Raw genomic sequence first — 24,002 nt, 5'->3', positions numbered from 1 at the left:
GGCGCCGGGTGACGGCGCCGGCCACGCGCCGCTGCCCGGCGCCGAGCCCCGGCGCATCGACATCGACGGCGTCGGCGTCCACGCCCGGATCATCGAGCGGGGGCTCGACCGGGAGGGCGCCGTGGAGCCCCCGCCGATGGACTCCGCCGACACCGTCGGCTGGTACGCCGACGGCCCGGCGCCCGGCGCGGAGGGGGTGGCGCTGCTGGTGGGCCATCTGGACACCGACACCGGCCGGGCGGTCTTCCACCGCCTGCCCTCGGTGCGCCCAGGGGACCGGATCCGCGTCGCACGCGACGACGGCAGGACCGCCGAGTTCACCGTCGAGGACGTCGCGATCGCGGAGCGGGCCGACTTCGACCCGCACGAGGTCTACGGCGCCCGCCGCCCCGGACGCGCCGAGCTCCGCCTGATCACCTGCGCCGGCGCCTTCGACCGGGCCAGTGGCACCTACACGGCCAACCTGGTGGTCTCGGCGCACCTGACGGGAGTCCGCTCCGGTACCGGGGCGGAGGCCGCCCGGGCCGGCGGCGCGGACCGGGCGGGCTGAACGGCTCCCGCGGACCGGGGCGGCCCGCGCGCAACCGCCGCCCGCCCCGGTCGTTGTCGTCACCGGGGTGAAACTCCGGCCGGAACCGGTTGCGCCCGGCGCCCGCCCGGGATTGAGGACAGGGGAGACGCGGTACTCGGGTGCCGAGATCCCCAGGACACGGAAGGCTGCCGCCGAGCCATGTATGACACAGCTGAACCGGATGCCGACGACCCGCCCACCGTGACACGGGCCCTCGACGAACTGCCGGTCTCACCGCCCCCGCCGCTGCGCCTCGCCGGGGACGACGACGAGTGCGAGCCGCACATCTGCCGGAGCATCGACTGAGGAGCGGGCGCGGCTCCCGGAGGAACACGCGGAGAACGTGCCGGGGAACGCGTCCGGGCCCCACCGCGGAGGGCGGTGGGGCCCGGATCGAAGAGGTACGCCGCCAGGGACTCGAACCCCGGACCCGCTGATTAAGAGTCAGCTGCTCTAACCAACTGAGCTAGCGGCGCCCGCAGGGCCGGCGATCCGCGCGGTATGCGCCGACCGGTGCCGAACTGCGGAAACCAGCATACCCGACACCGCGGAGTGCTCCGTCCGGCCCGCCACGCCGGGGGCCGGACCCTCGGGGATAGGTTTCCGGCCATGCGAACCGGTGAGCTGATGGATCGGGCATGGCGGTCGGCGGCCCGCGCGGAGGGCGTGCGGGTCGTGCTCGGCCTGGCGGGGCCGCCCGGCGCGGGCAAGTCCACCCTGGCCGAAGCCCTGGTGGAGGGCCTGCGCGGGCGGCACGGGGCGGACGCGGCGGCGTACGTCCCGCTGGACGGATTCCATCTGTCCAACGCCCAGCTGGACCGGCTGGGCCTGGCCGCGCGCAAGGGCTCGCCGCCCACCTTCGACGTCCACGGGTACGCCGCCCTGCTGCGGCGCCTGGTCCTCGAACCGGACCACGACATCTACGTGCCCGACTTCGACCGGACGCTGGACGAGCCGGTGGCGGCCCGCCATGTGGTGCGTCCCGGGGTCCGGCTGGTGGTGACGGAGGGGAACTACCTGGCCTGCGACCTGCCCGGCTGGCCGGAGGCGCGGGAGCCGATCGACGAGCTGTGGTACGTGGAGGCCTCTTCGGACGAGCTCCGCCGCAGGCTGGTGGAGCGGCAGCTGGCCGGAGGCCGCACCGCCGAGGAGGCCCGGGAGTGGGTCCGGTCCAACGACATGCCCAACGCCGAACTCGTGGAGGCGTCGAAGGGGGCGGCGTGCGTGAGGCTGTCGTTCCGCTGGTCGGGACGTGAATGAGACGCAGGGCCCCTCGCGCGATGCGAGGGGCCCTGCGTCTTCCGTACGCCGCCAGGGACTCGAACCCCGGACCCGCTGATTAAGAGTCAGCTGCTCTAACCAACTGAGCTAGCGGCGCCTGCGGGCAGCGACCCCGGCGACCTCGTGGAGACCCGGCGGAGCGCGCTGTCGACGGACATACTACCCGCTCCCCGCGGTACTCCCGACCACGTGCCCGGCGGAGCGCCTCCGCCCGGCCTCCCGACGACCGCCCTCCGTCGTGAGCCCCGACTCGCGGGTGGCCCGGACGAGGACGATGAGGGGCGGAGGGGCTGCCGTGGGCGTGGTGTCGGGAGGTGCCGGGGGATACCTTGTTCGTGACGGACGAGGTGTGCCGTCGATCGCGCCCGGCGATCGTCCGAACGGGAGGGGTGACCATGTCCGCTGCGGTGTCCCGCGAGGAACGCTATGGCGATGTGCTGTTCGCCTCTGACCGCTCGCGTGAGGACGACCGGCTGAGCGGGTTGGCCGAGGCCTTCGACCCGGCCAGCCGGTCCGTTCTGCTGTCTCTTGGGGTGGACAGCACCTGGGAGTGCCTGGACGTCGGAGCGGGTACGGGGACACTCAGCTCCTGGTTGGCCGGTATGGCCACCGAGCCGGGGCGGGTGTGCGCCGTGGACCAGGACGTTCGCTTCCTGCGCCGTCTGCCCGCCAAGGGCCTGGAGATCGTCGAGGCCGATATCACCGACCCCGCCTTCGAGCCGGGCCGGTTCGACCTGGTCCATGCCAGGTTCGTGCTGATGCACCTGCGCGGGCGTGACGAACTTCTGCCCCGTCTGGCCTCCTGGGTCAAGCCCGGCGGATTCCTCGTGCTCTCCGATTCTCTCGCTGTGGGCGGCGAGACCTCCCCGCACGCCCCTTACCGGCAGACCGTCCGGTCCCTCTGGCGGATGCTGGCGAACACCATAGGCACCGACCGCCACTACGCGGCTCAGTATCCGCAGGCCCTCACCGACATCGGTCTGGTTGAGATCGGCACGGACGTGCATCTGCCCGTGGTGGGACTCGACGCGGGCTTCAGTCGATTTCTCGACCTGACCCTGCGCCAGTCTCGGGACAACCTCCTGGCCGACGGCCTGCGGCCCGAGGTCTTCGACGCCGCCCTGGAGCACCTGGGCCGGCCCCTGGCCCGCGAGCTCTTCTTCGCGATGGTCACAGCCTGGGGCCGCAAGCCCGTGACACCTGCCCGAACTCACTGGGAGTCCGGCTGTTCGCCAAACCCCGTACCAGCAGTCCTCATGGCGCCCAAGGCCCGGCGATCAGGACCAAGCGCCCTCCCGGATCCGTGAGAGTTCCGCGAGAGCCCCCGGAGTGATCACGTTTCGGGGCCGCTGGGGAACATCGGAACGGCAACCGGCGCCAACCGCCGGTTCCCGAGGCCGCGTAGCGGGGGTGAGCGCCCCGGCCGTCTGCTCGCTCGGCGCCTCGGCAATCCGAGGTGGCCGGTGGGTCTGCTGCTCCGGCGGACACGCCCCAGGGCGCCGACGGCCGAATCCGCGGTCACCGGGTCTTCGGGTGCGGGCCGGCCGGCGGCCGTGTGCCGCCCCCGCACAGAACACCGGCCCCCCCACCCGCGCTCCGGAACACGTTCGAAGGCGGGCGGGAGGCCGGGCGCCGCGGCGCGCCTCAGAGGATCGCGCTCAGGAACTCCCTGGTGCGCTCGTGGTCGGGGTCGTTGAAGATCTTCTCCGGCGAGCCGGACTCGATCACCTTGCCCTCGTTGAACATCAGCACGTCGTCGGAGATGTCGCGGGCGAAGTTCATCTCGTGGGTGACCACCAGCATGGTGATGTCGGTGGTGTGCGCGATGTCCCGCAGGACGTCCAGCACTCCGGCGACCAGCTCCGGGTCGAGGGCGGAGGTGACCTCGTCCAGCAGCAGCACCTTCGGCCGCATGGCCAGCGCGCGGGCGATGGCCACGCGCTGCTGCTGGCCGCCGGAGAGCTGGGAGGGGTACTTGTCGATGTGCTCGGTCAGCCCCACCATCTCCAGCAGCTCGCGCGCCCGCTGCTCGGCCTCGTCCCTGCCCATGCCCAGCACGTGGACGGGCGCCTCGGTGATGTTGCGCAGCACCTTCATGTTGGGGAAGAGGTTGAACTGCTGGAAGACCATGCCGATCTTCTTGCGCACATCGCGGATGTGCTTCTCACCCGCGGGGACGAGCCTGCCGCCCTTCTCCTCGTGGGTGAGGTAGTCGCCGTCCACGGCGATGGTGCCCTCGTCGGGCCTGAGCAGGGTCATCAGCAGCCGCAGGATCGTGGTCTTGCCCGATCCGGAGGGGCCGATGAGGGTGACGTGCTTTCCGGTGGAGACGCTGAACTCCAGCTGGTCCAGGACGACGTGGTCGCCGAAGCGCTTGGTCACCTTGTCGAAGCGGATCAGTTCGCGGCCGTCCGCGGCAGTGCTCGTGGTGGCGTTCTCACGCGGGGTGTCAGCGGACAAGACGACGCTCCAGGGCTCGGATGAGGAGGGAAGCCGGGTAGGCGATGACGATGAAGGCGATGCCGACGACGGTGATCGGCTCCAGGAGCCGGAAGGTCTCGGCGCCGTAGGCGCGTGCCTCGCCGAGCATCTCGAAGGCGCCGATGATCGCGATCAGCGGCGAGTCCTTCAGCATGGCGATGACGTAGTTGCCCAGCGCGGGCACCACACGGCGGATCGCCTGCGGCAGGATCACGGCCGTCCAGGTGCGCACCGGTGGCAGGCTGAGCGCGGTGGCCGCCTCCCACTGCCCCTCGGGCACACCGTCGATGCCGGCCCGGTAGACCTCGGCGGTGTAGGTCGAGTAGTGCAGGCCGAGGCCGATCACACCCGTCATCAGCGGGGACATGGCCGGTCCCCACTCGGGCACCACGTAGAAGAGGAAGAACAGCTGCACCAGCAGCGGGGTGTTGCGGATGAACTCGGTGACCGCGGTCACCGGCGTCCGGACCCACGCCTTGGAGGAGCGCTGCGCGATGGCCCACACCAGACCGAGGGTGAAGGCCAGCAGGGACCCCAGCACCAGAGCCTGGAGGGTGACGAGCACCCCGTCCCAGAAGCGCGGCATGAAGTCTTCGACGACGTTCCAGTTCCAGTTCACCGGTTACCCCCCGGGGTGCCCGCGGCGGCCGTCCCGGTGACGGGATCGGCGGCCTTCGTCCGGCGGCGCAGGCCGCCCAGCAGCCCGCCGCCCGGCGGCGGCGCCTGCCCGATCCCGGCCTTGGCCTTCCGCTCCACCAGCCGCATGGCGCGGGTGATGAGGAAGGCGAGCACGAAGTACATGACCAGCAGGAGCGTGTAGATCGGCGCGCTCTCGTTGGTGGTGAAGCGGATCAGGTTCGCCGCGAAGGTCATGTCGGCCACGCTGATGACCGAGACCAGCGCGGTGCCCTTCAGCAGCTCGATGGCGAGGTTGTTGAAGGGCGGGACCATCTCCGGCCACGCCTGCGGCAGTTCGATGCGCCGCAGCCGCTGCATACGGGTGAAGCTCAGCGCGATCCCCGCCTCCCGCTGGGCCGGGGAGACCGCGGCCAGCGCGCCGCGTACGACCTCCGAACCGTACGCGCCGTAGGTCAGGCCCAGCGCCAGTACGCCCGCCCACATCGGGACGAGCTGCCACCCGAAGGCGATCGGGAGCGCGAAGAACAGCCAGAACATGAACACCAGCGCCGAGGCTCCGCGGAAGATCTCGAAGTAGGCGCCGGACAGGAAGCGGACGATCCACAGCGGAGAGGTCCGCAGGACTCCGACGACGAAGGAGACGGCCGCGGCCAGCGCGGCGCTGTACACCGTCACCTGGATGGTGATCCAGATGCCGGGCAGCATGTAGGACTCCCACAGGCCCCAGGTCATGATGCGCACAGCTCCTTCGCGGTCAGGTCGGTCATCTCGTCCTCGGTGAAACCGAAGGGCCGCATGATCTCCAGCAGCTCACCGCTCTCCTTGAGCTTGCGCAGTTCCCGGTTGAACGCGTCGCGCAGCATGGTGGCGCTCGGCCGGAAGGCGAAACCGCCCGCGCCGATCGCCGGTTCGCCGTCCACCGTGGGCTGGAAGGGCTCGGCGGCCTCGGCCCGGTTGCTGCCCTCCGTCACCCGGCGGACGGTCAGCGAGGTGCCGGCGAAGACGTCGGCGCGGCCCTGCTCGACGGCCGCCAGTCCGGCGACCTGGTCGGGCAGGATCAGCATCTCGTCACGGGGCACGCCGGCCGCGACCGCGTAGTCGATCTCGGCGTACGCGGTGCCGGTCGCCATCCTGGCGCCCGTCCGGACGATGTCCTCGTAGTTGTTCAGTCCCTTCGGGTTGCCCTTGGGGACGATGAACGCGTCGAGCATCACGTACTCGGGATCGGCGAAGATAACCTGTTCGCAGCGCTGGGGATTGATGTACATGCCCGCGGAGACCACATCGAACTGCTGCGAGCGGAGTCCCGGGATCAGCGAACCGAACTCCGTCGGAATGGGGACGACGTTCTCCACTCCCAGCCGATTGAAGATGACCTTCGCGATCTCCGGCGCCTCACCGGTCAACTCGCCCTGTTTGTTGATGTACCCGTAGGGGACCTCGCCGGCGATACCCACCCGCACGGTGTTCTGGGCGCGGATGCGTTCCAGCAGGTTGCCCTCGCCGGCCTCTCCGGAGTCGGGTACCCGGCTGCATCCGGCCACGCCGATCGTGCCCGCCGCGCCCAGCGCGCCCAGGCCCGCCAGCATCGCGCGGCGGCTTATCCCCCGGACGGGTCTCGTCCGGTTACCGGGGCTTTCTCCGATGCCTGTTCTTCCTGTCTCGTTCCCTTGTGGTGGAGCCATGGGCGCGCCACTACCCCGATCAAGGGAAAATATGCCCACCGTTTCCAGCCCTTGATGCGGCCGTTGCGGTGTTGACGGCCGGGCCGGGTCGCTGCGTCAGTATTGGGAGGGAAAACGACGGACAGGAGCCGAAATGGCGGACCGTTTCATCGAAGTGTCACTCGACAAGAGGGGAGTGAGCTGCACGGCGAGACTGCTCGACGACCGCGCGCCCGTCACCTGCGACGCGGTGTGGAACGCCCTCCCGCTGGGCGGTGACGTCTACCACGCCAAGTACGCGCGCAACGAGATCTACACACTCCTGCCGGCGTTCGCGCCGGAGGAACCACCGCTGGAGAACCCCACCATCACGCCCATCCCCGGCGACCTGTGCTATTTCACCTTCACAGACGTCCAGCTCGGCACCTCCTCCTACGGGTACGAGGCGGAGGCGGGGCACCGGGGCAGGGCGACCGTGGTGGACCTGGCCCTGTTCTACGAGCGCAACAACCTGCTGATCAACGGCGACGCCGGCTGGGTCCCCGGGATCGTGTGGGGGGCGGTGGTGGACGGGCTGGACCGGATGGCCGAGGCATGCCAGGACCTGTGGCGGGCCGGCGCCCTGGGCGAGAGCCTCAGCTTCCGGCGGGCCGGGTAACCGGTCCGGAGGCGAGCGCCGGAGGCGGCGGCACGTCGGCGGTCCCCGCCTCGTAGAGCGCGTGCGCGGCGCGCAGCACCAGCGCGTCCGCGTGCCGCGCGCCCACCAGCTGCACCCCGATCGGCAGCCCGCCGTCGTCCGTCCCGCAGGGCAGGGACGCCGCGGGCTGCTGGGTCATGTTGAACGGGTAGGTGAACGGCGTCCAGCCCGTCCAGCGTGCGTACGGCGAGCCGGGCGGCACCTCGCCGCCCAGCTCGAACGCGGTGACCGGCAGCGTCGGGGTGACCAGCAGGTCGTACTCCGTGTGGAAGGCGCCCATCAGCCGGCCCATCGACATCCGCACGTCCACCGCCGCCAGGTAGTCCAGCGCGCTGCGGGCCGCGCCCTGTTCGCACACCTCCCGCAGGCCCGGGTCCAGCAGCGCGCGCCGCCCGGGGTCCAGATGCTGGGTCACCCGGGCGGCGCCGCTGAACCACAGGGTGTGGAAGGCCTCCAGGCAGTCGGGCAGAGCCGGGTCGCACTCCTCCACCCGCGCGCCCAGCCCCTCCAGCGCCTCCACGGCGCGCCGCACCGCCGCCGCGACCCGAGCCTCCACCTCCACCCGGCCGCCGAGACCGGGTGAGTACGCCACCCGCAGGCCGGCGACCCCGCCGGCCAGACCGTCGCGGAAGCTGCCCGGCACCGGACCCAGCTGCGACCAGTCGCGTGCGTCCGGGCCGGTGATCACGTCCATCAGCAGCGCCGCGTCCCGCGCGTCGCGGGTCATCGGGCCGACGTGCGCGAGCGTCCCGTAGGCGCTGGCCGGGTACAGCGGCACCCGCCCGTACGTCGGCTTCAGCGCGAAGATCCCGCAGAAGGAGGCGGGGATGCGTACCGAGCCGCCGCCGTCGGTGCCCAGGCTCAGCGGCCCGGCCCCCAGCGCCACCGCGGCCGCGCTGCCGCCGCTGGAGCCGCCCGCGGTGCGCTCAGGGGCGTACGGGTTCCCCGTCGCGCCGTGCCGCGGGCTGTCGGTGACGCCCTTCCAGCCGAACTCCGGTGTCGTCGTCCTGCCCGTGAACACCGCCCCGTGCTCGCGCAGCCGCGCCACCGAGGGGGCGTCCTCGTCCCAGGGGCCGTCCGCGGAGACCGTCCACGAGCCGCGCAGCGTCGGGCCGCCGCGCAGCAGCAGGATGTCCTTCACCGACACCGGCACCCCGTCCAGCAGGCCGGCCGGCTCTCCGCGCCGCCACCGGTCGGCGGACTCCCGGGCTTGCTCCAGCGCCGTCTCGGCGTCGATCCGGACGAACGCGTTCACCGCCGGCTGGATCCGCTCGGACCGCTCCAGCACGGCGCGGACCACCTCCACGGGGGTGAACTCCTTGCGGGCGTAGCCCTCGACCAGCCGGGCGGCGGTCAGGTCCGTGAGGCCGCCCGGGTCCACCGCACCGCCGGAATCCGCGGGACCGTTCGGGTGGGTCGTGCCGACGGGGCCGGCCGGGTCGGTGATGCCGGTCATGGCGCACTCCTGTCCGGTACGTAACCGAGCTTCTTGTCAACGACGTTGAACAGGGGCTCGCCCGCCGCCCAACGGTCGAAGTTGTCGCAGAACTGCCGGGCGAGGTCGTCGCGCCAGCCGACGGTGTCGCCGCTCATGTGCGGTGAGACCAGCAGACCGGGGACGTCCCACAGCGGGCTGCCGGGGGGCAGCGGCTCGTCGGCGAAGACGTCCAGCGCCGCCGCCGCGATCCGGTGCGAGAGCAGCGCCTCGACCAGGTCCTCCTGGACCACATGGGCTCCGCGGCCGACGTTGACGAAACGGGCCGTCGGCTTCATCCGGGCGAAGGCGGCGGCGTCGAACATCCCGGTGGTCGACTCGGTCAGGGGCGCCGCGCACACGACCCAGTCGGCGCGGGGGAGGAGAGCGTCGAGCGTTCCACCGGCGTGAATTCGCCCGAATTCATGATCACCGGACCGTTCCCTGCGCCCCACGAGTTCCACTTTGACACCCAGTGCCATGAGCGTGCGGCCGATTGCCCGGCCGATGGGGCCCGAACCTACGACAATCGCGTGAGTTCCGGCCAGTCGCATTGTCTCCCGGTGCCGCCAGCGCCGCTGCCGCTGCAATTCCAGACTTCCGTGGAAATCCTTGGCCAAAGCCAGGACGAGACCTGTCACGTATTCGGCGATGGGCTGGTCGAAGACCCCCCGCGCATTGGTGATCACCGTTTCCGAACCGACCAGTTCCGGACAACTCAGCAGCCGGTCGACCCCGGCGCTCGCGGTGTGCACCCAGCCAGGCCGCGGGCCCGGCCCGGGCCAGGTGCGGCGCACGGCGTCGGAGGTGAAATCCCAGACCAGCAGGGCGTCCGCGGCCGGCAGCAGGTCGGCCAGGGAGTCCTCGTCGGCGTACTCCACCCGGGCGCGCCCCGACAGGCGCTCCAGATTCGGCGGGTCGCCGCCGGGAACGCCCGGAGCGCTGAGAACACCGAGAACGCCGAGAACGGGGACACCGGCTGGAACAGTCGTTTCTGACATGGGCGGAAAACCGTTTCGCAACGAGGAGGCAACGAGGACCGAGAAGTATTGGGGCCCGACGGAAGAGAGCCGTGGCACCGCACGGACGGACGGAAGGATTGACCACGGTAGGGACCTGTAACTACCTTCGTCAACGAAGGCATCTGTTCCGGCGTCCCGGCTCTCCTGCGCCGGTGTTTCTCCTCCCGTCAACGGCCCCTGGCCGCCCCTACCCTCTTCAAGGGGTGCTCATGGATGTCTCGTTCCTCGGCGGTCCGCATCCGCAGCGCGGAGTCGGTGTCGTCGCCCCCTTCGATTTCGCACTCGACCGCGAACTGTGGCGGTGGATCCCCGACGACGTCTCCCTCCATCTGACCCGCACTCCGTTCGTCCCGGTCGAGGTGAGTCTGGACCTGGCCCGGCTCGTCAGCGAGCACGAGACGCTGCGGGAGGCCGTCCAGGCGCTGTGCGCGGTGGCGCCGGAGGTGGTGGCGTACGCCTGCACGTCCGGCTCCTTCGTGGGCGGCACGGCCGGGGAGAGGGCCATGTGCGCGGCCATGGAGATCTCCGGAGAGGTCCCCTCCCTCACCACCTCGGGCGCCCTGCTGGAGGCACTGGGGGAACTCGGCGCGCGGCGGGTCGCCGTCGTCACCCCGTACACCAGGTCGGTGACCGACTCCCTGGAGGCCTTCCTGGGCGAGGCCGGGGTCGAGGTCACCGGCCGCAGCTACCTGGGACTGACGCGGGAGATCTGGCGGGTGCCGTACCGGGACGTGGTGGACATGGCCCGCGAGGCGGTGGCGGACGCGCCCGACGCGCTGTTCATCAGCTGCACCAACCTGCCGACCTACGATGTGATCCCGCAGCTGGAGGCGGAGCTGCGGATGCCGGTGCTCTCCGCCAACCAGGTCACGGTCTGGTCGGCGCTGCGCCGCATCGGCAAGGAGGCGGTCGGCCCCTACCAGGCGCTGCTCGACCCCGTGGCCCGGCGCGGTCCCGCGTCCATGTCGTCCCTGCCGCCGCAGCCGCCCGTACACCCGGACAGCGCAACGGAATTGGGAAGTTCCGCGGAACTGCCCGGGCCGGCCGCGGAGCGCGAGCCGGAGCCCGCGGTGGCCGGGGCCGAACCGGAAGCGGCCGAGGGCGCGGAGCCGCCGCCCTTTCCGGACGACCCGGGCGGGCTGCCGCCCCTGTGACCCCGCGCCGCGGCGCCGCCGCGGGGGCGACACCACCGCCGGGGAAGAGACCGAGCAGGAGACCGAGGAGGACCGGATGGACCGGACGGACGGGACGGCGCGGACGGAAGAGGCGGACCGGACGCGGCCGGCGGAACGGGCGGGGTGGACGGCGGATGTCGTCGGCTTCCTCTACCCCGGCCACTCCGCCGAGGACGAGTACCCCCGGCTGGAGGCGGTCATCGGCGAGTCCGCGGCCTCCGTCCGGCTGCCGCTGGTCCACACCGACATCGGCGAGGACGCGCACCGCGTGGACGCACTGCTGGAGATGGGCTCCACCGCCCGCCTGTCCGCCGGGGTCGGCCGCCTGCGCGAGCAGGGCGCGCGGGCGGTGGTGTGGGCGTGCACCAGCGCCAGCTTCGTCTTCGGCTGGGACGGGGCGCACGAGCAGGTGCGCGAGCTGTCCTCGGCCGCGGCCCTCCCCGCCTCCAGCACGTCCTTCGCCTTCGCCCACGCCGTACGGGCCCTGGGGGCCGAGCGGGTCGCCGTGGCCGCCACCTATCCAAAGGACGTGGCCGAGCACTTCAGGGCCTTCCTCAAGGCGGCGGGCACCGAGGTGGTGTCGGTGCGCGGCGCGGGGATCGTGACCGCCGCCGAGGTCGGCACCTGGGGACGCGAGGAGGTGCTCGCGCTGGCCCGTGCGGGCGACCACCCGGACGCCCAGGCCGTGCTGCTGCCCGACACCGCCCTGCACACCGCCGCCTGGCTCCCCGAGCTGGAGGCGGCCCTGGGCAAACCGGTGCTCACCGCCAACCAGGTCACCGTCTGGGAGGGGCTGCGCCTGCTGGACCGCACGGTTTCCTGCCCGGCGCTGGGAGCGCTGTTCGACGGCCGGTCGCTCGCGGAGCCGCTGCTCCTGCGGGAATAACGGGCGGGCCGTACGGGCTGTGCTCGTGCGGCGCGGATGTCCCGCGCCGCACGCACCACGAGGAGGCAGCCCGCGATGAACCCGGTGAAGGACGCGGCAGAGGCGACGAACGGCGGACGGCCGGGCGGACACGGCGGCGACCCGGTCAGGGGTACGGCGCACGGCACCGCCCCCGTCCCGCTGTCCGTGCTCGACCTGGCCACCGTCGGCGCCGGCCACACCGCGACCGACGCCCTGCGCACCTCCGTGGAGATCGCGAGGCTGGCCGAGAGCCGGGGCTACCACCGGCTGTGGGTCGCCGAGCACCACTCCATGCCCGGGGTGGCCAGTTCCTCCCCCGCCGTCATCCTGGCCCACCTGGCGGCTCACACCGCCTCCATACGCCTGGGTTCGGGCGGCGTGATGCTGCCCAACCACGCGCCCCTGGTGATCGCCGAGCAGTTCGGCACCCTGGAGGCGCTCGCCCCCGGCCGCGTCGACCTGGGCCTGGGCCGTGCCCCCGGCACCGACGGGGCGACGGCCGCCGCGCTGCGCCGCACCGACCGGCCGCACGAGGCGGCCGACGACTTCCCGCGGCAGCTCGCCGAGCTGATCAGGTTCCTGGACGACGACTTCCCCGACGGCCATCCCTACGCCCGCGTCCACGCCGTCCCCGGCCCCGTCCAGGGGAGCGTGCCCGGCGGGGCGCGGTCGGCGAACCGGCCACCGGTGTGGCTGCTGGGCTCCTCCGGCTTCAGCGCGCAGCTCGCCGGCAGCCTGGGCCTGCCCTTCGCCTTCGCCCACCACTTCTCGGCGGCGAACACTCTCCCCGCCCTGGAGCTGTACCGCTCCTCCTTCCGCCCCTCGAAGGTGCTGGACGAGCCCTACGCCCTGATCGGCGTCTCGGCCCTGGCCGCGGACGAGGAGAAGGAGGCGTACCGCCAGGTGATGACCGGCGCGCTGGCCATGCTGCGGCTGCGCACCGGGCGTCCCGGACTGGTGCCCACTCCCGAGGAGGCCGAGGAGTACGAGCGGGGCATGGGCGAGCCGGAGCGCGACTTCGTGCGCGGCTGGCTGGCCAACGTGGTGCACGGCACGCCCGGGCAGGTGCGCGACGGCCTCGACGCGCTGGCCGGGCGCACCGGGGCCGACGAGCTGATGATCACCTCGCAGTCGCACGGGGCGCCGGCACGGCTGCGCAGCTACGGGCTGATCGCCGACGCCTACGGACTGCCGTCCGCCGCCAGCAGCTGACTGATCCGGTCGGCCGACACCGGTTTGGAGTAGTGCCAGCCCTGGCCGGTGTCGCAGCCGATCCGCCGCAGCCGGTCGGCCTGGGCCGGCCCCTCGACGCACTCGGCGGTGACCGTCAGCCCGAGGTTGTGGGCGAGCTGGACCAGTGAGGTGACGATCGTCTCGTCGGCCGGGTTGAGGCAGGGGGCGGTGCGGAAGCCGCGGACGAACGTTCCGTCCAGCTTCAGCCCGCGCACCGGGAGCCTGCTGAGGTAGGCCAGGTTGGAGTAGCCGGTGCCGAAGTCGTCGATCGCGATGCGCACCCCCATGTCGGACAACGCCTGGAGCGCCTTCAGCGGCCGTCCGGCCGAGCCCATCACCGCCGACTCGGTCAGCTCCAGCTGGAGCAGTCCCGGTGGCAGCCCCGTCTCCTCCAGGATCGCCGCGACATCGGCCACCAGATCCGAGTCCCACACCTGCCGCACGGCCACGTTGACGCTGACGTACAGCGGCCGGCCGGGCCGCTCCAGCTGCCAGCGGCGGGCCTGGCGGCACGACTCGGCCAGGATCCAGCGGCCCAGGGGCACGATGGCGCCGTTCTCCTCGGCCAGTCCGATGAACCGGTTGGGGGCGAGCGTGCCGAGCCGCGGGTGCCGCCAGCGCACCAGCGCCTCCACCCCGGTGAGCGTCTCGTCGTGCAGGGAGACGATCGGCTGGTACTCCAGCGTGAACTCGCCGCGCTCCAGCGCCGGGCGCAGCGTGCTGGACAGCGCCTGACGGGTCATGCGGCTGGCGTTGCGCTCGGGGTCGAAGAGCGTCCAGCGGGCCTTGCCGTCGGCCTTGGCCCAGTAGAGCGTGGTGTCCGCGGCCTGCATCAGCTCCGTGGCGGTGGTCCCGGCGGCGGGCCGCTCCACCACCCCGATGCTGGCGGAGACCGCCAGCCGCTGCCCGGCCAGGTCGAACGGCTGCTGGAGGGATGCGAGTACCCGTTCGGCCAGCTCGGTCAGCGGCCGGTTGCCGGTGGAGGCCTCGGCGAGCAGGGCGAACTCGTCGCCGCCCAGCCGTGCCACCAGGTGCCCGCCCGGTTCGGCGCACCGGCGCAGCCGGTCGGCGACCGCGTCCAGAAGCCGGTCGCCCACCCGGTGCCCCAGGGTGTCGTTGACGGCCTTGAAACCGTCCAGATCCAGGTAGCACAGCCCGATCCGGCCGGTGGTGGACTCGGCGAGCGCGGCGGACAGCCGCTCGAAGAACAGGGACCGGTTGGGCAGCTTGGTGACCGGGTCGTGCATCTGCAGGTGGCGCAGCCGCTCCTGGAGCTCGCACCGCTCACTGATGTCGGCGACGGACAGCAGGGCGGCGCCGCGGCGGCGCCCCGGCCGTGCGGCGGGCCCGCGGGTGGGCGCCACGGTGACCCTGGCCCACACGGAGCGGCCGTCCCCGTGCTTGAGGCGGCGGGTGCAGCTCATGAAGTCGCTGCGGCCCTCCAGCACCGCCTGGCACTCGTCGCGGGTCCGGTCGTCGATGCCCAGCCCGGTCAGGGAGGCGACGGGGGCGCCGGCCAGCTCGGCGGCGGGGGAGCCCAGCAGTTGCCCGAGCGCGTGGTTGGCGGCCAGGACGCGTCCCTCCCCGTCGATCACCGCCATCGCCAGACCGGCGGTCTCGAAGGCGGTGCGGTAGTCCGCCGGATCGAGGGGAGGGCCGTCGGGGGAGGGGCCGGAGGGAGTAGGCGCCCGGAGGCCCGCCGGATCGTCACCCTCGGTCACGGCGGACGCCGTCGTGCCCGGACCGTCATCCGGTTTCCTGTCCGGTCCGTCGAGTGGTCCATTCACCGGTCGCTCCCGCGGGGGACTCGTCTCGTGTAGGTGGCCCGGGCGGCGGGCCGGTGGTCGGTGTGGGAGTGTCCGCCCTGGAAATGTGCCGATCATAGAGGCTTATCGGGCTGCCGAGCCAGTGTCCCGGGGGGTGTTCCGGATCCGTGCGGCGGACTCCTGGGACGCATTTTCGACCGGCTGACCGTTCCTGCGCGGCAATTTCCCGCAGGCGACCGATGATGACCGAATGTTACGCACGGTGATCCTGTGGGGTCTCACTCGTACAGCTCAGCGGAACGGGGCACGCGGGCACAGGAAGGCACACAGTGGATTCCGTGCCCCCTCCCCGGGGGCACCGTGCTCCGACACCACCGCAGGAGGACGATGTGCGGTTTGCGCGCAGGGCCGAGTGGACCGGAGGGGGACTGAGCACGCCCGCGTCCCGGCCGGGCGGCTCCTGGCCGGGCCCCCGCTCCCGCAGGACCGGGGCGGTGCTCACGGCGTTCTCCGCACTGGTCGGCACGAGCCTGGTCACCGGACCGGTCGCCGTCGCGGCCGGCACCGACTCCTGCGCCCTGGAACGCACCGCACTCCACCACTCCGAGGGCCTGGACACCTGGGACCCGGCCTACCTGCGGCCGCTGGGCGAGCTCGACGCGCTGATGGTCTTCCTGTCCTTCCCCGATGCCCGGCCCGCCGCCTCCCCCCGCAGGCTCGCCGCCGACTACTTCCCGGAGACCTCGGACTTCTTCGAGCGCGCCTCCTACGGGAAGTTCACGCTGCGCCCGCACGTGACGCCCCGCTGGCTGGAGATGGCCGCCGACTCGCGGGCGTACGGGATACAGCGCGACTGGGAGCCGGACCTGCGCGGCGCCTACCTCCGCGACGCCGTCGCCGCGGCCGACCCGCACGTGGACTTCGGCGACTACGACATCGTCTACCTCGTCGCCGACCCCGGCGCGCCGGGCGTGAACTCCGACGCCACCAAGGTCGTCAACCTCGACGAGCCGATCACCGTGGACGGCACCGAGCTGCACCGGGTCGTGACGGTCTTCGAGAAGCAGCCGCCGGACCGCAACGTCCTCGCCCACGAGACCCTGCACGTCTTCGACCTGCCCGACCTCTACCGCCAGCCCGAGGACGGCGACGGAGACTGGGACACCCACGTCGGCGACTGGGACATCATGGGCAGCCAGTTCGGGCTCTCCCCGGACCCTTTCGGCTGGCACAAGTGGAAGCTGGGCTGGCTGGACGGCGGACGGATCGACTGCCGGGCCGAGACGGGCGCCAGCCGGCACACCCTGCGGGCGGTCGGCGCACCGGACGGCGACGGACTGGCCGGCGGGTCCGACACCCGGCTGATCGCGGTCCGTACGGGGCGCGGCGAGGTGCTGGCGGTCGAGGCGAGGGAGCCCAGCGGCAACGACGTCACCTCCTGCACCAGCGGCGTACTGGTCTACCGGGTGCGCAACGACATCCCCTCGGCGCACGGCCCCGTCGAGGTGATCGACGGCCACCCCGGCACCGCGGCGTGCGACCGCCTCTCGGTGTACCCGCCGCTGGCCGACGCGCCGCTGGGACCCGGGGAGACCTTGGACGTGGCCGTCGAGACGGGCGCCGTGCGCGTGGAGGTGGTGGACCGTACCGAGAGGGGCTGGCGGGTGGAGATCACCGTGAGCGGAGTGCCGGGACCGGGTCCCGGGGCGGTGTGAACGGGCGCCGCCCGCGGCCCGTACACGGGAAAACCGGAGGGCCCCCGCTTCCGCGGGGGCCCTCCGGTTGTCTGTACGCCGCCAGGGACTCGAACCCCGGACCCGCTGATTAAGAGTCAGCTGCTCTAACCAACTGAGCTAGCGGCGCCTGTTGACGTGGTAAACCCTAGCACCCTGATCCGAGGGAGCGGAAATCGGTTGATCACGGCCGCCGGCGAGCGCCCGGCCGCCCTCACGGACGGCTCGCACGCAGGCCCACAGCAGCGCCTCGGCGCCCGGCAGCCAGGGCTTGCGGACATCCGGGGCGACCAGCCAGCGGGTGGTGGGCGGGCATCCCTCGCCGGGCACCGGCGGAGGGATGGTCACGGTGTCGCCGAGGCCGTAGCACAGAAGCGGAGGGATCGTTTCCGCAGTGCCGTCCGTGCCGTCCCTGCCCGCCGGGGCGGGGACGGACGAGCCCCGCCACTCCCGCCAGCGCAGCAGGGCCGGCAGCCGCTGGGCGGTGCCCGGCTCGGCGAACAGCAGCATCCGGCCCGCGTGGAGCGCCACCGGGCCGGTGCCCGGCCCGGAGGTCCACAACCGGTCCAGCATCCGGCGGCCGAACAGCGCACCGGTGCTGACCACGTCGAAGGCGGTGCCGCAGGGCAGGGTGCTCGGGGCGCCGGGGCGTGCCGCCCACAGGGCGTGGACGCTGCGCGGGAAGGCGCTGGAGGAGGCGAGCCACTCGGCTCCGGCAGGGGTCACGTAGGCGGCGGGGTCATTCATGTCCACAACATCTACCGGTAACCTGTGTACCATCCCTGGAAATCCCCGAAAACGGGACGCGGCACGGCGGTGTCCGGTATCTTCCGCGCCCGCATATGCCGCGGGCGTAGCCGCCGCTCCCCGCACCGCCCCCGCGCCGTCACTCCGGAGTGCGGTCCCTCATCAGCTCGCGGCCGAACTCGATCATCTTGCGGGCGTAGTCGGCCGTCCACTCGGCCCGCTCGGCGATCGCCTCGTCCGGCAGCCGGTCGAAGCGTCCGGGGTCGGCGAGCTGGGCCGCCGCCACGGCCTGGAACTCCATGGCCCGGTCGGCCGCCGCGCGGAAGGCCAGCGCCAGCTCGGTGGCGCGGCCCAGCAGCTCGCGCGGGTCCTCGATGGACTCCAGGTCGAAGAAGTGCTCGGGGTCCGCGGTGGCGTCCGGCGGCTCGAAGAGCAGCGGCGCGGGCCGCCGGTGGCGCGGCTCGCCGCCGCGCCGCTCCGGAGCCGGATTCGGCTCGGGCATGGAGATACCTCCGTCGATCGTGGGCAGCGTTCCATTGTCCACCCTCCCGCCCGTCCGGCGCGGGCCCGGGCGATCGCCCCTCCCGGCCGCCCCGCCGGAGCGCTCACCAGGCCACGGTGTGCTCGGCCAGATGCGCCAGGACCGCGTGGTTGGCCTCCCAGCCGTCCGGGAACCTGACCGTGACGCCGAGCTGGACCGGTTCGGCGGAGGGGTACTCGTCCAGCAGCTCGGGAACGCCCGCCCGGCACACCACCACACAGGCGTGCCGGTGGCGCGAGGCCAGCACGCACAGCCGCCCCGTCTCCAGGTGGAAGGCCGTGGCGTCCGGGCGGCCCGACAGCGGGTGGAGCACCACCGTCACGTCGAACTCGCGGCCCTGGAGCCGGTTGGCGGTGTCCACCGCGACGTCCGTCACACCCACGCGGGCCAGCGCCGCGCGGACGGCCGCCGCCTGGTCGCGATGGGCGGTGCCCACCGCGATCCGCTCCTCCGTCACCGGGTCGGGCTCCCCGGAGCGCTCGCCGAACGCCGCGCCGCCGCGGTCCAGCAGCCGCCGCACCACCGCCGCCACGGCCGCGACCGCCTCCGGGTCGGTACGCGGGGTGTGGCGGGCGGGCAGCTCCAGCAGTCCCCATCCGGAGCCGGCCGCCTCGTCCAGCACCCGGTCCACAGGGGAGCCGTCGGAGGGCAGCGTGAACTCCAGCCGCCGCTCGCCCGGTCCGGTGCCGCTGCGGAACGGGGTGTAGGGGTAGAACGCCCTCGACACCAGCGGCGCGGCCGAGGCGGGCAGCCGCCAGGAGACCGGGAGCCGGTGCACGGGCAGGTCCGGGTTGTGCGCCAGCAGCGTGGTCACGGCGCTGGCCGACGGGTCGTACGAGAGCCCCGCCCACTGCTCGGAGCCGACCTGGCTGAACGGGTCGAGCTGGCCGGGATCGCCCACGAACAGCGCCCGCTCGAACAGCCCGGCCACCGACAGCAGCGCGTCGGAGCGCATCTGGTACGCCTCGTCCACGATGGCCTGTTCCCACGGCCCCGCCCCCCGGACGTGGGCCCACTTGGCCGCCGTGGAGGCCACCACGTCCAGCCCGGCCAGATCCGCGGCCCTCGAGGACTTCACCACCGACGGGTGGCGGTCCAGCACCGGGGAGCAGGGCTGCGCCTCGCTGCTGTGCAGCCGGCCCACCGGCAGATCCGGCTCCGCGGTCGCCAGCCGGTCCACGAGGTCGTCGACCTGTGCGTTGGTCTGGGCGACGATCATCAGCGGCCGGCCCGCGGCGGCCAGCTCCCGTGCGGCGCGCACCACCAGCGTGGTCTTGCCGGCGCCGGGCGGCGAGTCCACGACCACACCGCGGTGGGCGCCCGAGAGGACGTCGCGCAGGATCGCGCCGGTCGCCTCGGCGGCGGCCGGGCCCGGGTCGGGCGCGGTACCGCCTCCGGTGAGGGGCGCGGCGCCGGCGGGGGTGCCGGCCGGGGTGCCGTTCACAGCAGGTCCTCCGGCGTCACGGGGTCGGGAGCGTCCAGGGCGTCGGGGTCGGGCGGGCCGCCGTGCGTCCACGGAGTCTCCTCCGGGTCGGGCAGGTCCGGTCCGCCGCGCGGCGCGTGCTCGAACAGCGTCCAGCACACCGTCTCGCCCGCCTCCGGCACCGAACCGGCCTCCGGCTCCCTGCCGCGGCCCATGCCGCCGGTCAGCCGTACCGTCAGCAGCCCCGGCGAGGGGGATCCGGCGAACGCCCCCGGCTGCGGCCTCCCGTCCTCCAGGGCCCGGTACAGCCGCTCGCCGCCCTCCAGGTGCGGCCGGTCGCCGGTGCGGACGGTGACCAGCGGACGCGGCATCGGACGCTTCCCCGGGGAGTGCGCCATCTCCACCTCGACGACCTCGCCCTCGAACGCCTCCCCGGCCATCCGCCGCTGAGCCATCACCAGCGGGTCGTCCAGCGCTTCGTGGGCGGCCAGCTCCGCCTGGGCCGTCTCCCGCGCGGCGAGCTTGCGGGCCGCCGTCACCGCGTCGTCGCGCCTGGGCTGCGGCGGCTCCCCGCCGCGCACCCGGTCGCGGTGGGCGGTGTAGGACCAGCGGTCCCGCTTCCAGCGGTCGGCCACGTGCGCCCCCGGCGGCAGCGCGCGCAGCAGGTCCAGACCCTGCCACACCGCGTCCCAGGTGGGCCGCAGCTGCGAGGCGACCAGTGCGCGCACCTCCGCCTCGGCGCCGGGCAGCTCCGCGTCGTACCGCGCGACGGCCGGGGCCAGTACGCGGTTGTCGAAGGCCGGATCGGTGGCCGGCCCGGCGGGCGGGGTGAGCAGCAGCCCGTCGCGGTCGCGGGCCAGCTCGGCGCGGAGGGCGGCCTCCGCGCCCGACTCGCCGTCCCCGGCGGTGATCCAGGCCAGCAGGGCGCCCAGGTGCTGGTCCTCCAGGCGGCTCTGGCCCGTGGCCCAGTGGCGGCCCAGCACCTCGGTGACGGCCAGCAGCAGCGAGGAGCCGGGCACCCGGGCCCGCTCCCCGTAGTGCGTCAGCCACCGTCCCAGCAGCGGCAGCCGGACCGGGGCGGGGTGGGCGGCCTCCGGATCCTCCTCGGCGGTGCGGCGGAAGCGCATGGACCGGCCCAGCAGCCGTACGTGGTCGACGCCCGCGGCGCTGGGCACGACCAACTGCGGTGCGTCCGCGCACAGCTCGACCTCGACCTTCGCCTTCCTGCCCGTCTCCGGGTCGGTCTCGGAGCGCTCGACGAGCTCCACCTCGTCCTGCGCCGCCTCCAGGTGGGGCAGGACGGCGTCGGCCAGCTCGGCGAGGAAGGCGAAGCGCAGCGTGCGGTCACGCGGCTGGGGGACGACCAGCAGGCGGGGGGCGTCGCGGTCCGTCCCCACCATCGCGCCCAGCGGGGCGCCGACCTCGCCGGCGGTGGTCAGCGGCACCAGGACCAGGGGCCGTTCGGCCAGATGCCGGTGGCGCACCGTAGCCACGGGCTGCGCCCGGCCCGCGGCGGCGGCCTCGATCCGGGCCAGGGTCGTCACCAGCGACATCAGGGCCTCCCCGCGACGGCGAGGGCCGCGGCCCGCAGCCGGGCCGCGCGGCGCAGCGCGGCGGCGGCCGGGTCCCCGGAGGAGGCCGCCGCACCACGCGTCTCCTCGTGGTCCTCCTCGCGGGCGGCCGCCAGGACCGCCCCGACCGTGGTCAGCCCGCCCAGTTCCCCGCGGATCTCGCGGCCCAGCACCTCCACCGCGCCCCTGGAGCGGGCGCGGTCGCGGCAGTGGAAGGCCAGTTCGCAGGTGGACAGGCACTGCGGCGCGTAGGCGGCCGGCACCGACTCGACGGAACCGGCCAGTTCGGCGGGCGGCCGGGCCGGGTCGAAGGTGGCGTCCTCGGGCAGCGCGGCGGCGATCTCCTCCAGCCGCGTCAGCCGGGCGAGCTGCCGCCGGGTGGTGGCCAGCTGCCTGCGCAGGTCGACCGCCTCGGCGGTGGGCAGGTTGGAGAAGTCCTTCGGGCAGACCAGCAGTGCCCGCTCGTCCACCCGGGCGCCGTGCGTCCTCAGCGCCTCGAGCGCCAGGGCGTAGACGGCCGCCTGCCGGGCCGCGGCGCCGACCTTGGCCGGATCGGCCGAACCGTCCAGGATCGGGAAGGACTTGATCTCCACCACCGTCCAGCGCCCGTCCGGGTGGACCGCCACCGCGTCGGGCTCCAGATGGACGGGGGACCCGGCGACCTCCAGCCGAACCATCGGGTGCTCCAGCAGTGTCCAGCCACCGTCGGCCGTCGCCCGCTCCAGCGCCTGCCGGGTGCGCTCCGCGCGCCCCCCGGGACCGGGCGCCGACAGGTCGGGCACGGACACCTCGCCGGGTCCGGGGGCGGGGGTGTCCGCCGCGGCGGTGCACGCGTGGACCAGACGCATCAGCTCGGCGCCGCAGTCCCCCTTCACCCGCGCCTCGAAGGCGTGGCCGCGGACGAACGCGAACTGCGACTGCCCGAAGGGTGCGGGGGAGCCCAGCGCCTCCGCGAGCGCACCCTTGTCCACCCCGGCGCCGTCCAGCAGCGCCCGGCGGCGGCAGCCCGGGTTGGCGGCCAGCGCGGCGAGCGCCCGTGCGTCCATCGGCCGGGGCGCGACATCGGCGCCGCGCAGCTCAACGAGCCGCCGGCGCAGGGCTGTCGTCGGTTGGCTGTCGGGGTTGTAGCTCACCCGTGGAAGTGTGGCATCCGCCTGTGACAGCGGTGGATTCGAGGTCGCCCGAAGCCGCCGGTGCGGAGCGTCGGCCCGTGGCCGGCGGCCGTGGAGACGCCGCCGCGCGCGAGCAGCCGTCTGGCGGAGTACGCGGCGTGGACCACGGCGATCGGCGGAATTCCCACCACCGAAGCCGTGTGCCGGACCGTCGTGAACGCTCTCCCGACTCCCGTGGTCGGCCGTACGGCGGGCGGATGGCCGTGCGGTGCGGACGTGGAGAGGGGGCGCCAGGGGGTTGAGCGGCGGCGCCCGGGCCGGCGCGCGATGATGGCCGTGAGCCCGGCGGCGCCGGGAGCCCCTTACGGAAGGTATGGAATGGCAGCGCGCATCCTGGCGGTCCGGCACGGTCAGACCGCATGGTCCCGGTCCGGGCGGCACACCGGCCGCACCGACGTCCCTCTGCTGGAGGAGGGACGCGGCATGGCGCAGGCACTGGGGGAGCGGCTGCGCGGCGCTCCCTGGGACGGCCTGCCGGACGCCGAGGTCCGCACCAGCCCGCTGTCGAGGGCGAGGGAGACCTGCGACCTGGCGGGCTTCGGGGACCGGGCCGCTGACTGGGACGCGCTGCTGGAGTGGGACTACGGCGCCTACGAGGGGCTGACCCCGGACGGCATCAGGGAGCGGGCGGGCCGGGACTGGCTCATCTGGCGCGACGGCGTGGTGGACGGCGAGCGCCTGGCGCAGGTCGCCGCCCGCGCCGACGAGGTGGTCGCCTGGGCGCGATCGGCGGAGCGTGACGTGCTCGTCTTCGCGCACGGCCATCTGCTCAGGGTGCTGGGCGCGCGCTGGCTGGGTCTGGACCCGTCCTTCGCCGCGCGGCTGCGCCTGGACGCGGGGGCGCTGTCGGTACTGGGCTGGGCCTACGGGGAACCGGCCGTCGAGAGCTGGAACGACCGGGGGCACCTGGACCGGCCGGGGCGGTGAGGGCCGGGCGGCGGACCGCCGTCAGGCCGACCGGACCCCTTCGGCCGGGCCGGACTTCCCGCCCCGCTCCGCCAGGCGGTCCAGGAAGTCCGCGACGGCCGGGACGCCCCGGTGGTGGCGCAGCCGCCGGGCGGTGCGGTCGAGCATCCCGCCGACGCGGGAGGAGCACACCTGCCCGAGCAGGTCCAGCGCCCGGCCCGCGGCTCCGGAGGCCTCCTCCACCTCGCCCCCGGCGGCGAGGTCGTCCGCCAGTTCGGCGGTGAACAGGGCGGTGTTGCGCGCGAAGTGCGGATCCTGGAGGGCCACCGCACGGCGCGCGCGGCGTGCCGCGCGCCCCCAGTCGCCCAGCGCGGCCCGGCACTGCGCCTCCAACCCGTTCAGTTCGGCCTCGCCGTGGAAGGTCATCCACTCCGGGTCGGCGTCGCAGGGACCGCGTTCGAACAGTGTCCGCGCCCGGCCGAGGGACTCCTCGCAGGCGGTGCGGTCGGCGAGGAGGGCCCAGCCGCCCGCCTCGCGCGCCGCCAGCAGCGACAGCAGCCGCGCCGAGCCCAGGTGGCGGGCTATGTGCTGTCCGGCCTGCGCCGCCCGCACCGCCTCCCGGGGGCGCCCGGCGTCGCGGGCGAGGAAGGAGGTGTTGCAGAAGGCGTGCGCCTCGAGAGCGGCGTCCCCGGCCACCCGGGCGATGGCCAGGGCCTCGGCGTAGTACGGGCGGGCCTCGGCGAGACGGCCCGAGTCATGGGCCAGCCAGCCCACGGAGAGGGCCAGTTCACCGGTCCAGGTGTGCAGCCGGCCGGCGGCCGGCTGCCGCCGGGCGCCCGCGTCCAGCAGGTCGTACGCGACCCGCAGCGCGCCGTCGGCCCGGTGGTAGAGGCCGTCGGCGCCGTACCGGTCGTCGAACAGCCGGATGTCGCGCACGGTCTGCTCGACGGCCGTGGCCTCGGCCGCGCCGGGCCGGCGGCTTCGGGCGGCGGCCTCGGC

General features: G+C 73.7%; 23 protein-coding genes and 3 tRNA genes. 10 read left to right on the top strand and 16 right to left on the bottom strand.

The annotated features are described in order from the left end of the window. Positions 1-550: class F sortase (locus AC2CJA_RS08825; RefSeq protein WP_484602116.1), on the top strand; the 550-nt coding region annotated here is incomplete at its 5' end. Positions 551-730: 180 nt separating this feature from the next. Then, on the top strand, positions 731-877 hold the full coding sequence (locus tag AC2CJA_RS08820) for a hypothetical protein (protein WP_484602115.1): 147 nt from the start codon (positions 731-733) through the stop codon (positions 875-877). A gap of 96 nt (positions 878-973) precedes the next feature. Here the strand turns inward: AC2CJA_RS08820 and AC2CJA_RS08815 are convergent. Then, positions 974-1,047 (bottom strand) — tRNA-Lys (locus AC2CJA_RS08815). Positions 1,048-1,180: 133 nt separating this feature from the next. Between AC2CJA_RS08815 and AC2CJA_RS08810 the strand changes: the two genes are divergently transcribed. After that, positions 1,181-1,831 carry a nucleoside/nucleotide kinase family protein gene (locus AC2CJA_RS08810; RefSeq protein ID WP_484602114.1) on the top strand — a complete coding sequence of 217 codons (651 nt, stop codon included), beginning with the start codon at positions 1,181-1,183 and terminating at the stop codon, positions 1,829-1,831. Between the two features lie 44 nt (positions 1,832-1,875). On the opposite strand, the gene AC2CJA_RS08805 is transcribed toward AC2CJA_RS08810, so the two are convergent. After that, positions 1,876-1,949: transfer RNA gene (locus AC2CJA_RS08805), tRNA-Lys, on the bottom strand. 298 nt (positions 1,950-2,247) lie between these two features. Between AC2CJA_RS08805 and AC2CJA_RS08800 the strand changes: the two genes are divergently transcribed. Next, positions 2,248-3,159 (top strand): class I SAM-dependent methyltransferase, encoded by a 912-nt coding sequence (locus AC2CJA_RS08800; protein ID WP_484602113.1) that lies wholly within the window; start codon positions 2,248-2,250, stop codon positions 3,157-3,159. 337 nt (positions 3,160-3,496) lie between these two features. On the opposite strand, the gene ehuA is transcribed toward AC2CJA_RS08800, so the two are convergent. The 4 genes from ehuA to ehuB are packed head-to-tail and all read right to left on the bottom strand — an operon-like array spanning position 3,497 to position 6,561. Beyond that, the gene (ehuA, locus tag AC2CJA_RS08795) at positions 3,497-4,312 is read right to left on the bottom strand and encodes an ectoine/hydroxyectoine ABC transporter ATP-binding protein EhuA (protein WP_484602112.1); all 816 of its coding nucleotides are present in this window, start codon (positions 4,310-4,312) and stop codon (positions 3,497-3,499) included. Continuing rightward, on the bottom strand, positions 4,302-4,952 hold the full coding sequence (gene ehuD, locus AC2CJA_RS08790) for an ectoine/hydroxyectoine ABC transporter permease subunit EhuD (RefSeq protein WP_484602111.1): 651 nt from the start codon (positions 4,950-4,952) through the stop codon (positions 4,302-4,304). The genes ehuA and ehuD overlap by 11 nt, the downstream gene beginning before the upstream one ends. Next, positions 4,949-5,704 (bottom strand): ectoine/hydroxyectoine ABC transporter permease subunit EhuC, encoded by a 756-nt coding sequence (gene ehuC, locus AC2CJA_RS08785; protein ID WP_484602110.1) that lies wholly within the window; start codon positions 5,702-5,704, stop codon positions 4,949-4,951. Before ehuC ends, ehuD begins: the two co-directional genes overlap by 4 nt. Continuing rightward, a complete protein-coding gene (ehuB, locus tag AC2CJA_RS08780; protein WP_484602109.1) occupies positions 5,701-6,561 on the bottom strand; it encodes an ectoine/hydroxyectoine ABC transporter substrate-binding protein EhuB in 861 nt (286 codons plus the stop codon). Before ehuB ends, ehuC begins: the two co-directional genes overlap by 4 nt. A gap of 229 nt (positions 6,562-6,790) precedes the next feature. Between ehuB and AC2CJA_RS08775 the strand changes: the two genes are divergently transcribed. After that, positions 6,791-7,294, top strand: coding sequence for a DUF3830 family protein (locus AC2CJA_RS08775; RefSeq protein ID WP_241717302.1), 504 nt, complete (start codon positions 6,791-6,793; stop codon positions 7,292-7,294). Here AC2CJA_RS08775 and AC2CJA_RS08770 read toward each other — a convergent pair. Both AC2CJA_RS08770 and AC2CJA_RS08765 read right to left on the bottom strand, forming a co-directional pair. Next, complete coding sequence (locus tag AC2CJA_RS08770) at positions 7,272-8,789, bottom strand: amidase (protein WP_484602108.1); 1,518 nt, start codon at positions 8,787-8,789, stop codon at positions 7,272-7,274. The two genes, AC2CJA_RS08775 and AC2CJA_RS08770, sit on opposite strands and share 23 nt — an antisense overlap. Then, entirely contained in the window at positions 8,786-9,808 is a 1,023-nt protein-coding gene (locus AC2CJA_RS08765) for a D-2-hydroxyacid dehydrogenase (protein ID WP_484602107.1), read from the bottom strand. The genes AC2CJA_RS08770 and AC2CJA_RS08765 overlap by 4 nt, the downstream gene beginning before the upstream one ends. 230 nt (positions 9,809-10,038) lie before the next feature. Here AC2CJA_RS08765 and AC2CJA_RS08760 point away from each other — a divergent pair, with 230 nt between their 5' ends. The 3 genes from AC2CJA_RS08760 to AC2CJA_RS08750 all read left to right on the top strand — a co-directional run bounded on the left by AC2CJA_RS08760 (position 10,039) and on the right by AC2CJA_RS08750 (position 13,123). Then, positions 10,039-10,983 carry a maleate cis-trans isomerase family protein gene (locus AC2CJA_RS08760; RefSeq protein ID WP_484602106.1) on the top strand — a complete coding sequence of 315 codons (945 nt, stop codon included), beginning with the start codon at positions 10,039-10,041 and terminating at the stop codon, positions 10,981-10,983. 76 nt (positions 10,984-11,059) lie between these two features. Next, positions 11,060-11,890: a maleate cis-trans isomerase family protein gene (locus tag AC2CJA_RS08755; RefSeq protein WP_484602105.1), complete on the top strand. Its 831-nt coding sequence runs from the start codon at positions 11,060-11,062 to the stop codon at positions 11,888-11,890. Between the two features lie 75 nt (positions 11,891-11,965). After that, positions 11,966-13,123, top strand: coding sequence for an LLM class flavin-dependent oxidoreductase (locus AC2CJA_RS08750; protein ID WP_484602104.1), 1,158 nt, complete (start codon positions 11,966-11,968; stop codon positions 13,121-13,123). On the opposite strand, the gene AC2CJA_RS08745 is transcribed toward AC2CJA_RS08750, so the two are convergent. Then, on the bottom strand, positions 13,093-14,865 hold the full coding sequence (locus tag AC2CJA_RS08745) for a putative bifunctional diguanylate cyclase/phosphodiesterase (RefSeq protein ID WP_484602103.1): 1,773 nt from the start codon (positions 14,863-14,865) through the stop codon (positions 13,093-13,095). The two genes, AC2CJA_RS08750 and AC2CJA_RS08745, sit on opposite strands and share 31 nt — an antisense overlap. A gap of 434 nt (positions 14,866-15,299) precedes the next feature. Between AC2CJA_RS08745 and AC2CJA_RS08740 the strand changes: the two genes are divergently transcribed. Beyond that, the gene (locus AC2CJA_RS08740) at positions 15,300-16,625 is read left to right on the top strand and encodes a M6 family metalloprotease domain-containing protein (protein WP_484602102.1); all 1,326 of its coding nucleotides are present in this window, start codon (positions 15,300-15,302) and stop codon (positions 16,623-16,625) included. Between the two features lie 74 nt (positions 16,626-16,699). On the opposite strand, the gene AC2CJA_RS08735 is transcribed toward AC2CJA_RS08740, so the two are convergent. The 6 genes from AC2CJA_RS08735 to AC2CJA_RS08710 all read right to left on the bottom strand — a co-directional run bounded on the left by AC2CJA_RS08735 (position 16,700) and on the right by AC2CJA_RS08710 (position 22,058). Beyond that, a tRNA-Lys gene (locus AC2CJA_RS08735) sits at positions 16,700-16,773 on the bottom strand. Further along, complete coding sequence (locus tag AC2CJA_RS08730; protein WP_484602101.1) at positions 16,764-17,390, bottom strand: bifunctional DNA primase/polymerase; 627 nt, start codon at positions 17,388-17,390, stop codon at positions 16,764-16,766. The genes AC2CJA_RS08735 and AC2CJA_RS08730 overlap by 10 nt, the downstream gene beginning before the upstream one ends. Positions 17,391-17,529: 139 nt before the next feature. Continuing rightward, complete coding sequence (locus AC2CJA_RS08725) at positions 17,530-17,892, bottom strand: hypothetical protein (protein WP_484602100.1); 363 nt, start codon at positions 17,890-17,892, stop codon at positions 17,530-17,532. 103 nt (positions 17,893-17,995) lie between these two features. Then, positions 17,996-19,273, bottom strand: coding sequence for an AAA domain-containing protein (locus tag AC2CJA_RS08720; protein WP_484602117.1), 1,278 nt, complete (start codon positions 19,271-19,273; stop codon positions 17,996-17,998). Between the two features lie 98 nt (positions 19,274-19,371). Next, the gene (locus AC2CJA_RS08715; RefSeq protein WP_484602099.1) at positions 19,372-20,907 is read right to left on the bottom strand and encodes a hypothetical protein; all 1,536 of its coding nucleotides are present in this window, start codon (positions 20,905-20,907) and stop codon (positions 19,372-19,374) included. Further along, a complete protein-coding gene (locus AC2CJA_RS08710; protein ID WP_484602098.1) occupies positions 20,907-22,058 on the bottom strand; it encodes a hypothetical protein in 1,152 nt (383 codons plus the stop codon). The genes AC2CJA_RS08715 and AC2CJA_RS08710 overlap by 1 nt, the downstream gene beginning before the upstream one ends. A gap of 357 nt (positions 22,059-22,415) precedes the next feature. Here AC2CJA_RS08710 and AC2CJA_RS08705 point away from each other — a divergent pair, with 357 nt between their 5' ends. Then, positions 22,416-23,024 carry a histidine phosphatase family protein gene (locus tag AC2CJA_RS08705; protein ID WP_484602097.1) on the top strand — a complete coding sequence of 203 codons (609 nt, stop codon included), beginning with the start codon at positions 22,416-22,418 and terminating at the stop codon, positions 23,022-23,024. Between the two features lie 21 nt (positions 23,025-23,045). Here AC2CJA_RS08705 and AC2CJA_RS08700 read toward each other — a convergent pair. Continuing rightward, positions 23,046-24,002: NsdA family TPR-like regulatory protein (locus AC2CJA_RS08700; RefSeq protein ID WP_484602096.1), on the bottom strand; the 957-nt coding region annotated here is incomplete at its 5' end.

The organism is Streptomyces sp. ATLC9 (assembly GCF_057196705.1).
This window is presented reverse-complemented; position numbering and strand designations above follow the sequence as displayed.

Excerpts from the sequence above, each read along its gene's own strand:
- AC2CJA_RS08705 (WP_484602097.1), top strand. The coding sequence starts at position 22,416 with ATGGCAGCGCGCATCCTGGCGGTCCGGCACGGTCAGACCGCATGGTCC.
- AC2CJA_RS08810 (WP_484602114.1), top strand. The coding sequence starts at position 1,181 with ATGCGAACCGGTGAGCTGATGGATCGGGCATGGCGGTCGGCGGCCCGC.
- AC2CJA_RS08770 (WP_484602108.1), bottom strand. The coding sequence starts at position 8,789 with ATGACCGGCATCACCGACCCGGCCGGCCCCGTCGGCACGACCCACCCG.
- ehuB (WP_484602109.1), bottom strand. The coding sequence starts at position 6,561 with ATGCTGGCGGGCCTGGGCGCGCTGGGCGCGGCGGGCACGATCGGCGTG.
- AC2CJA_RS08715 (WP_484602099.1), bottom strand. The coding sequence starts at position 20,907 with ATGTCGCTGGTGACGACCCTGGCCCGGATCGAGGCCGCCGCCGCGGGC.
- AC2CJA_RS08800 (WP_484602113.1), top strand. The coding sequence starts at position 2,248 with ATGTCCGCTGCGGTGTCCCGCGAGGAACGCTATGGCGATGTGCTGTTC.
- AC2CJA_RS08760 (WP_484602106.1), top strand. The coding sequence starts at position 10,039 with ATGGATGTCTCGTTCCTCGGCGGTCCGCATCCGCAGCGCGGAGTCGGT.
- AC2CJA_RS08765 (WP_484602107.1), bottom strand. The coding sequence starts at position 9,808 with ATGTCAGAAACGACTGTTCCAGCCGGTGTCCCCGTTCTCGGCGTTCTC.
- AC2CJA_RS08725 (WP_484602100.1), bottom strand. The coding sequence starts at position 17,892 with ATGCCCGAGCCGAATCCGGCTCCGGAGCGGCGCGGCGGCGAGCCGCGC.
- ehuC (WP_484602110.1), bottom strand. The coding sequence starts at position 5,704 with ATGACCTGGGGCCTGTGGGAGTCCTACATGCTGCCCGGCATCTGGATC.
- AC2CJA_RS08755 (WP_484602105.1), top strand. The coding sequence starts at position 11,060 with ATGGACCGGACGGACGGGACGGCGCGGACGGAAGAGGCGGACCGGACG.
- AC2CJA_RS08820 (WP_484602115.1), top strand. The coding sequence starts at position 731 with ATGTATGACACAGCTGAACCGGATGCCGACGACCCGCCCACCGTGACA.
- AC2CJA_RS08750 (WP_484602104.1), top strand. The coding sequence starts at position 11,966 with ATGAACCCGGTGAAGGACGCGGCAGAGGCGACGAACGGCGGACGGCCG.
- AC2CJA_RS08775 (WP_241717302.1), top strand. The coding sequence starts at position 6,791 with ATGGCGGACCGTTTCATCGAAGTGTCACTCGACAAGAGGGGAGTGAGC.
- AC2CJA_RS08730 (WP_484602101.1), bottom strand. The coding sequence starts at position 17,390 with ATGAATGACCCCGCCGCCTACGTGACCCCTGCCGGAGCCGAGTGGCTC.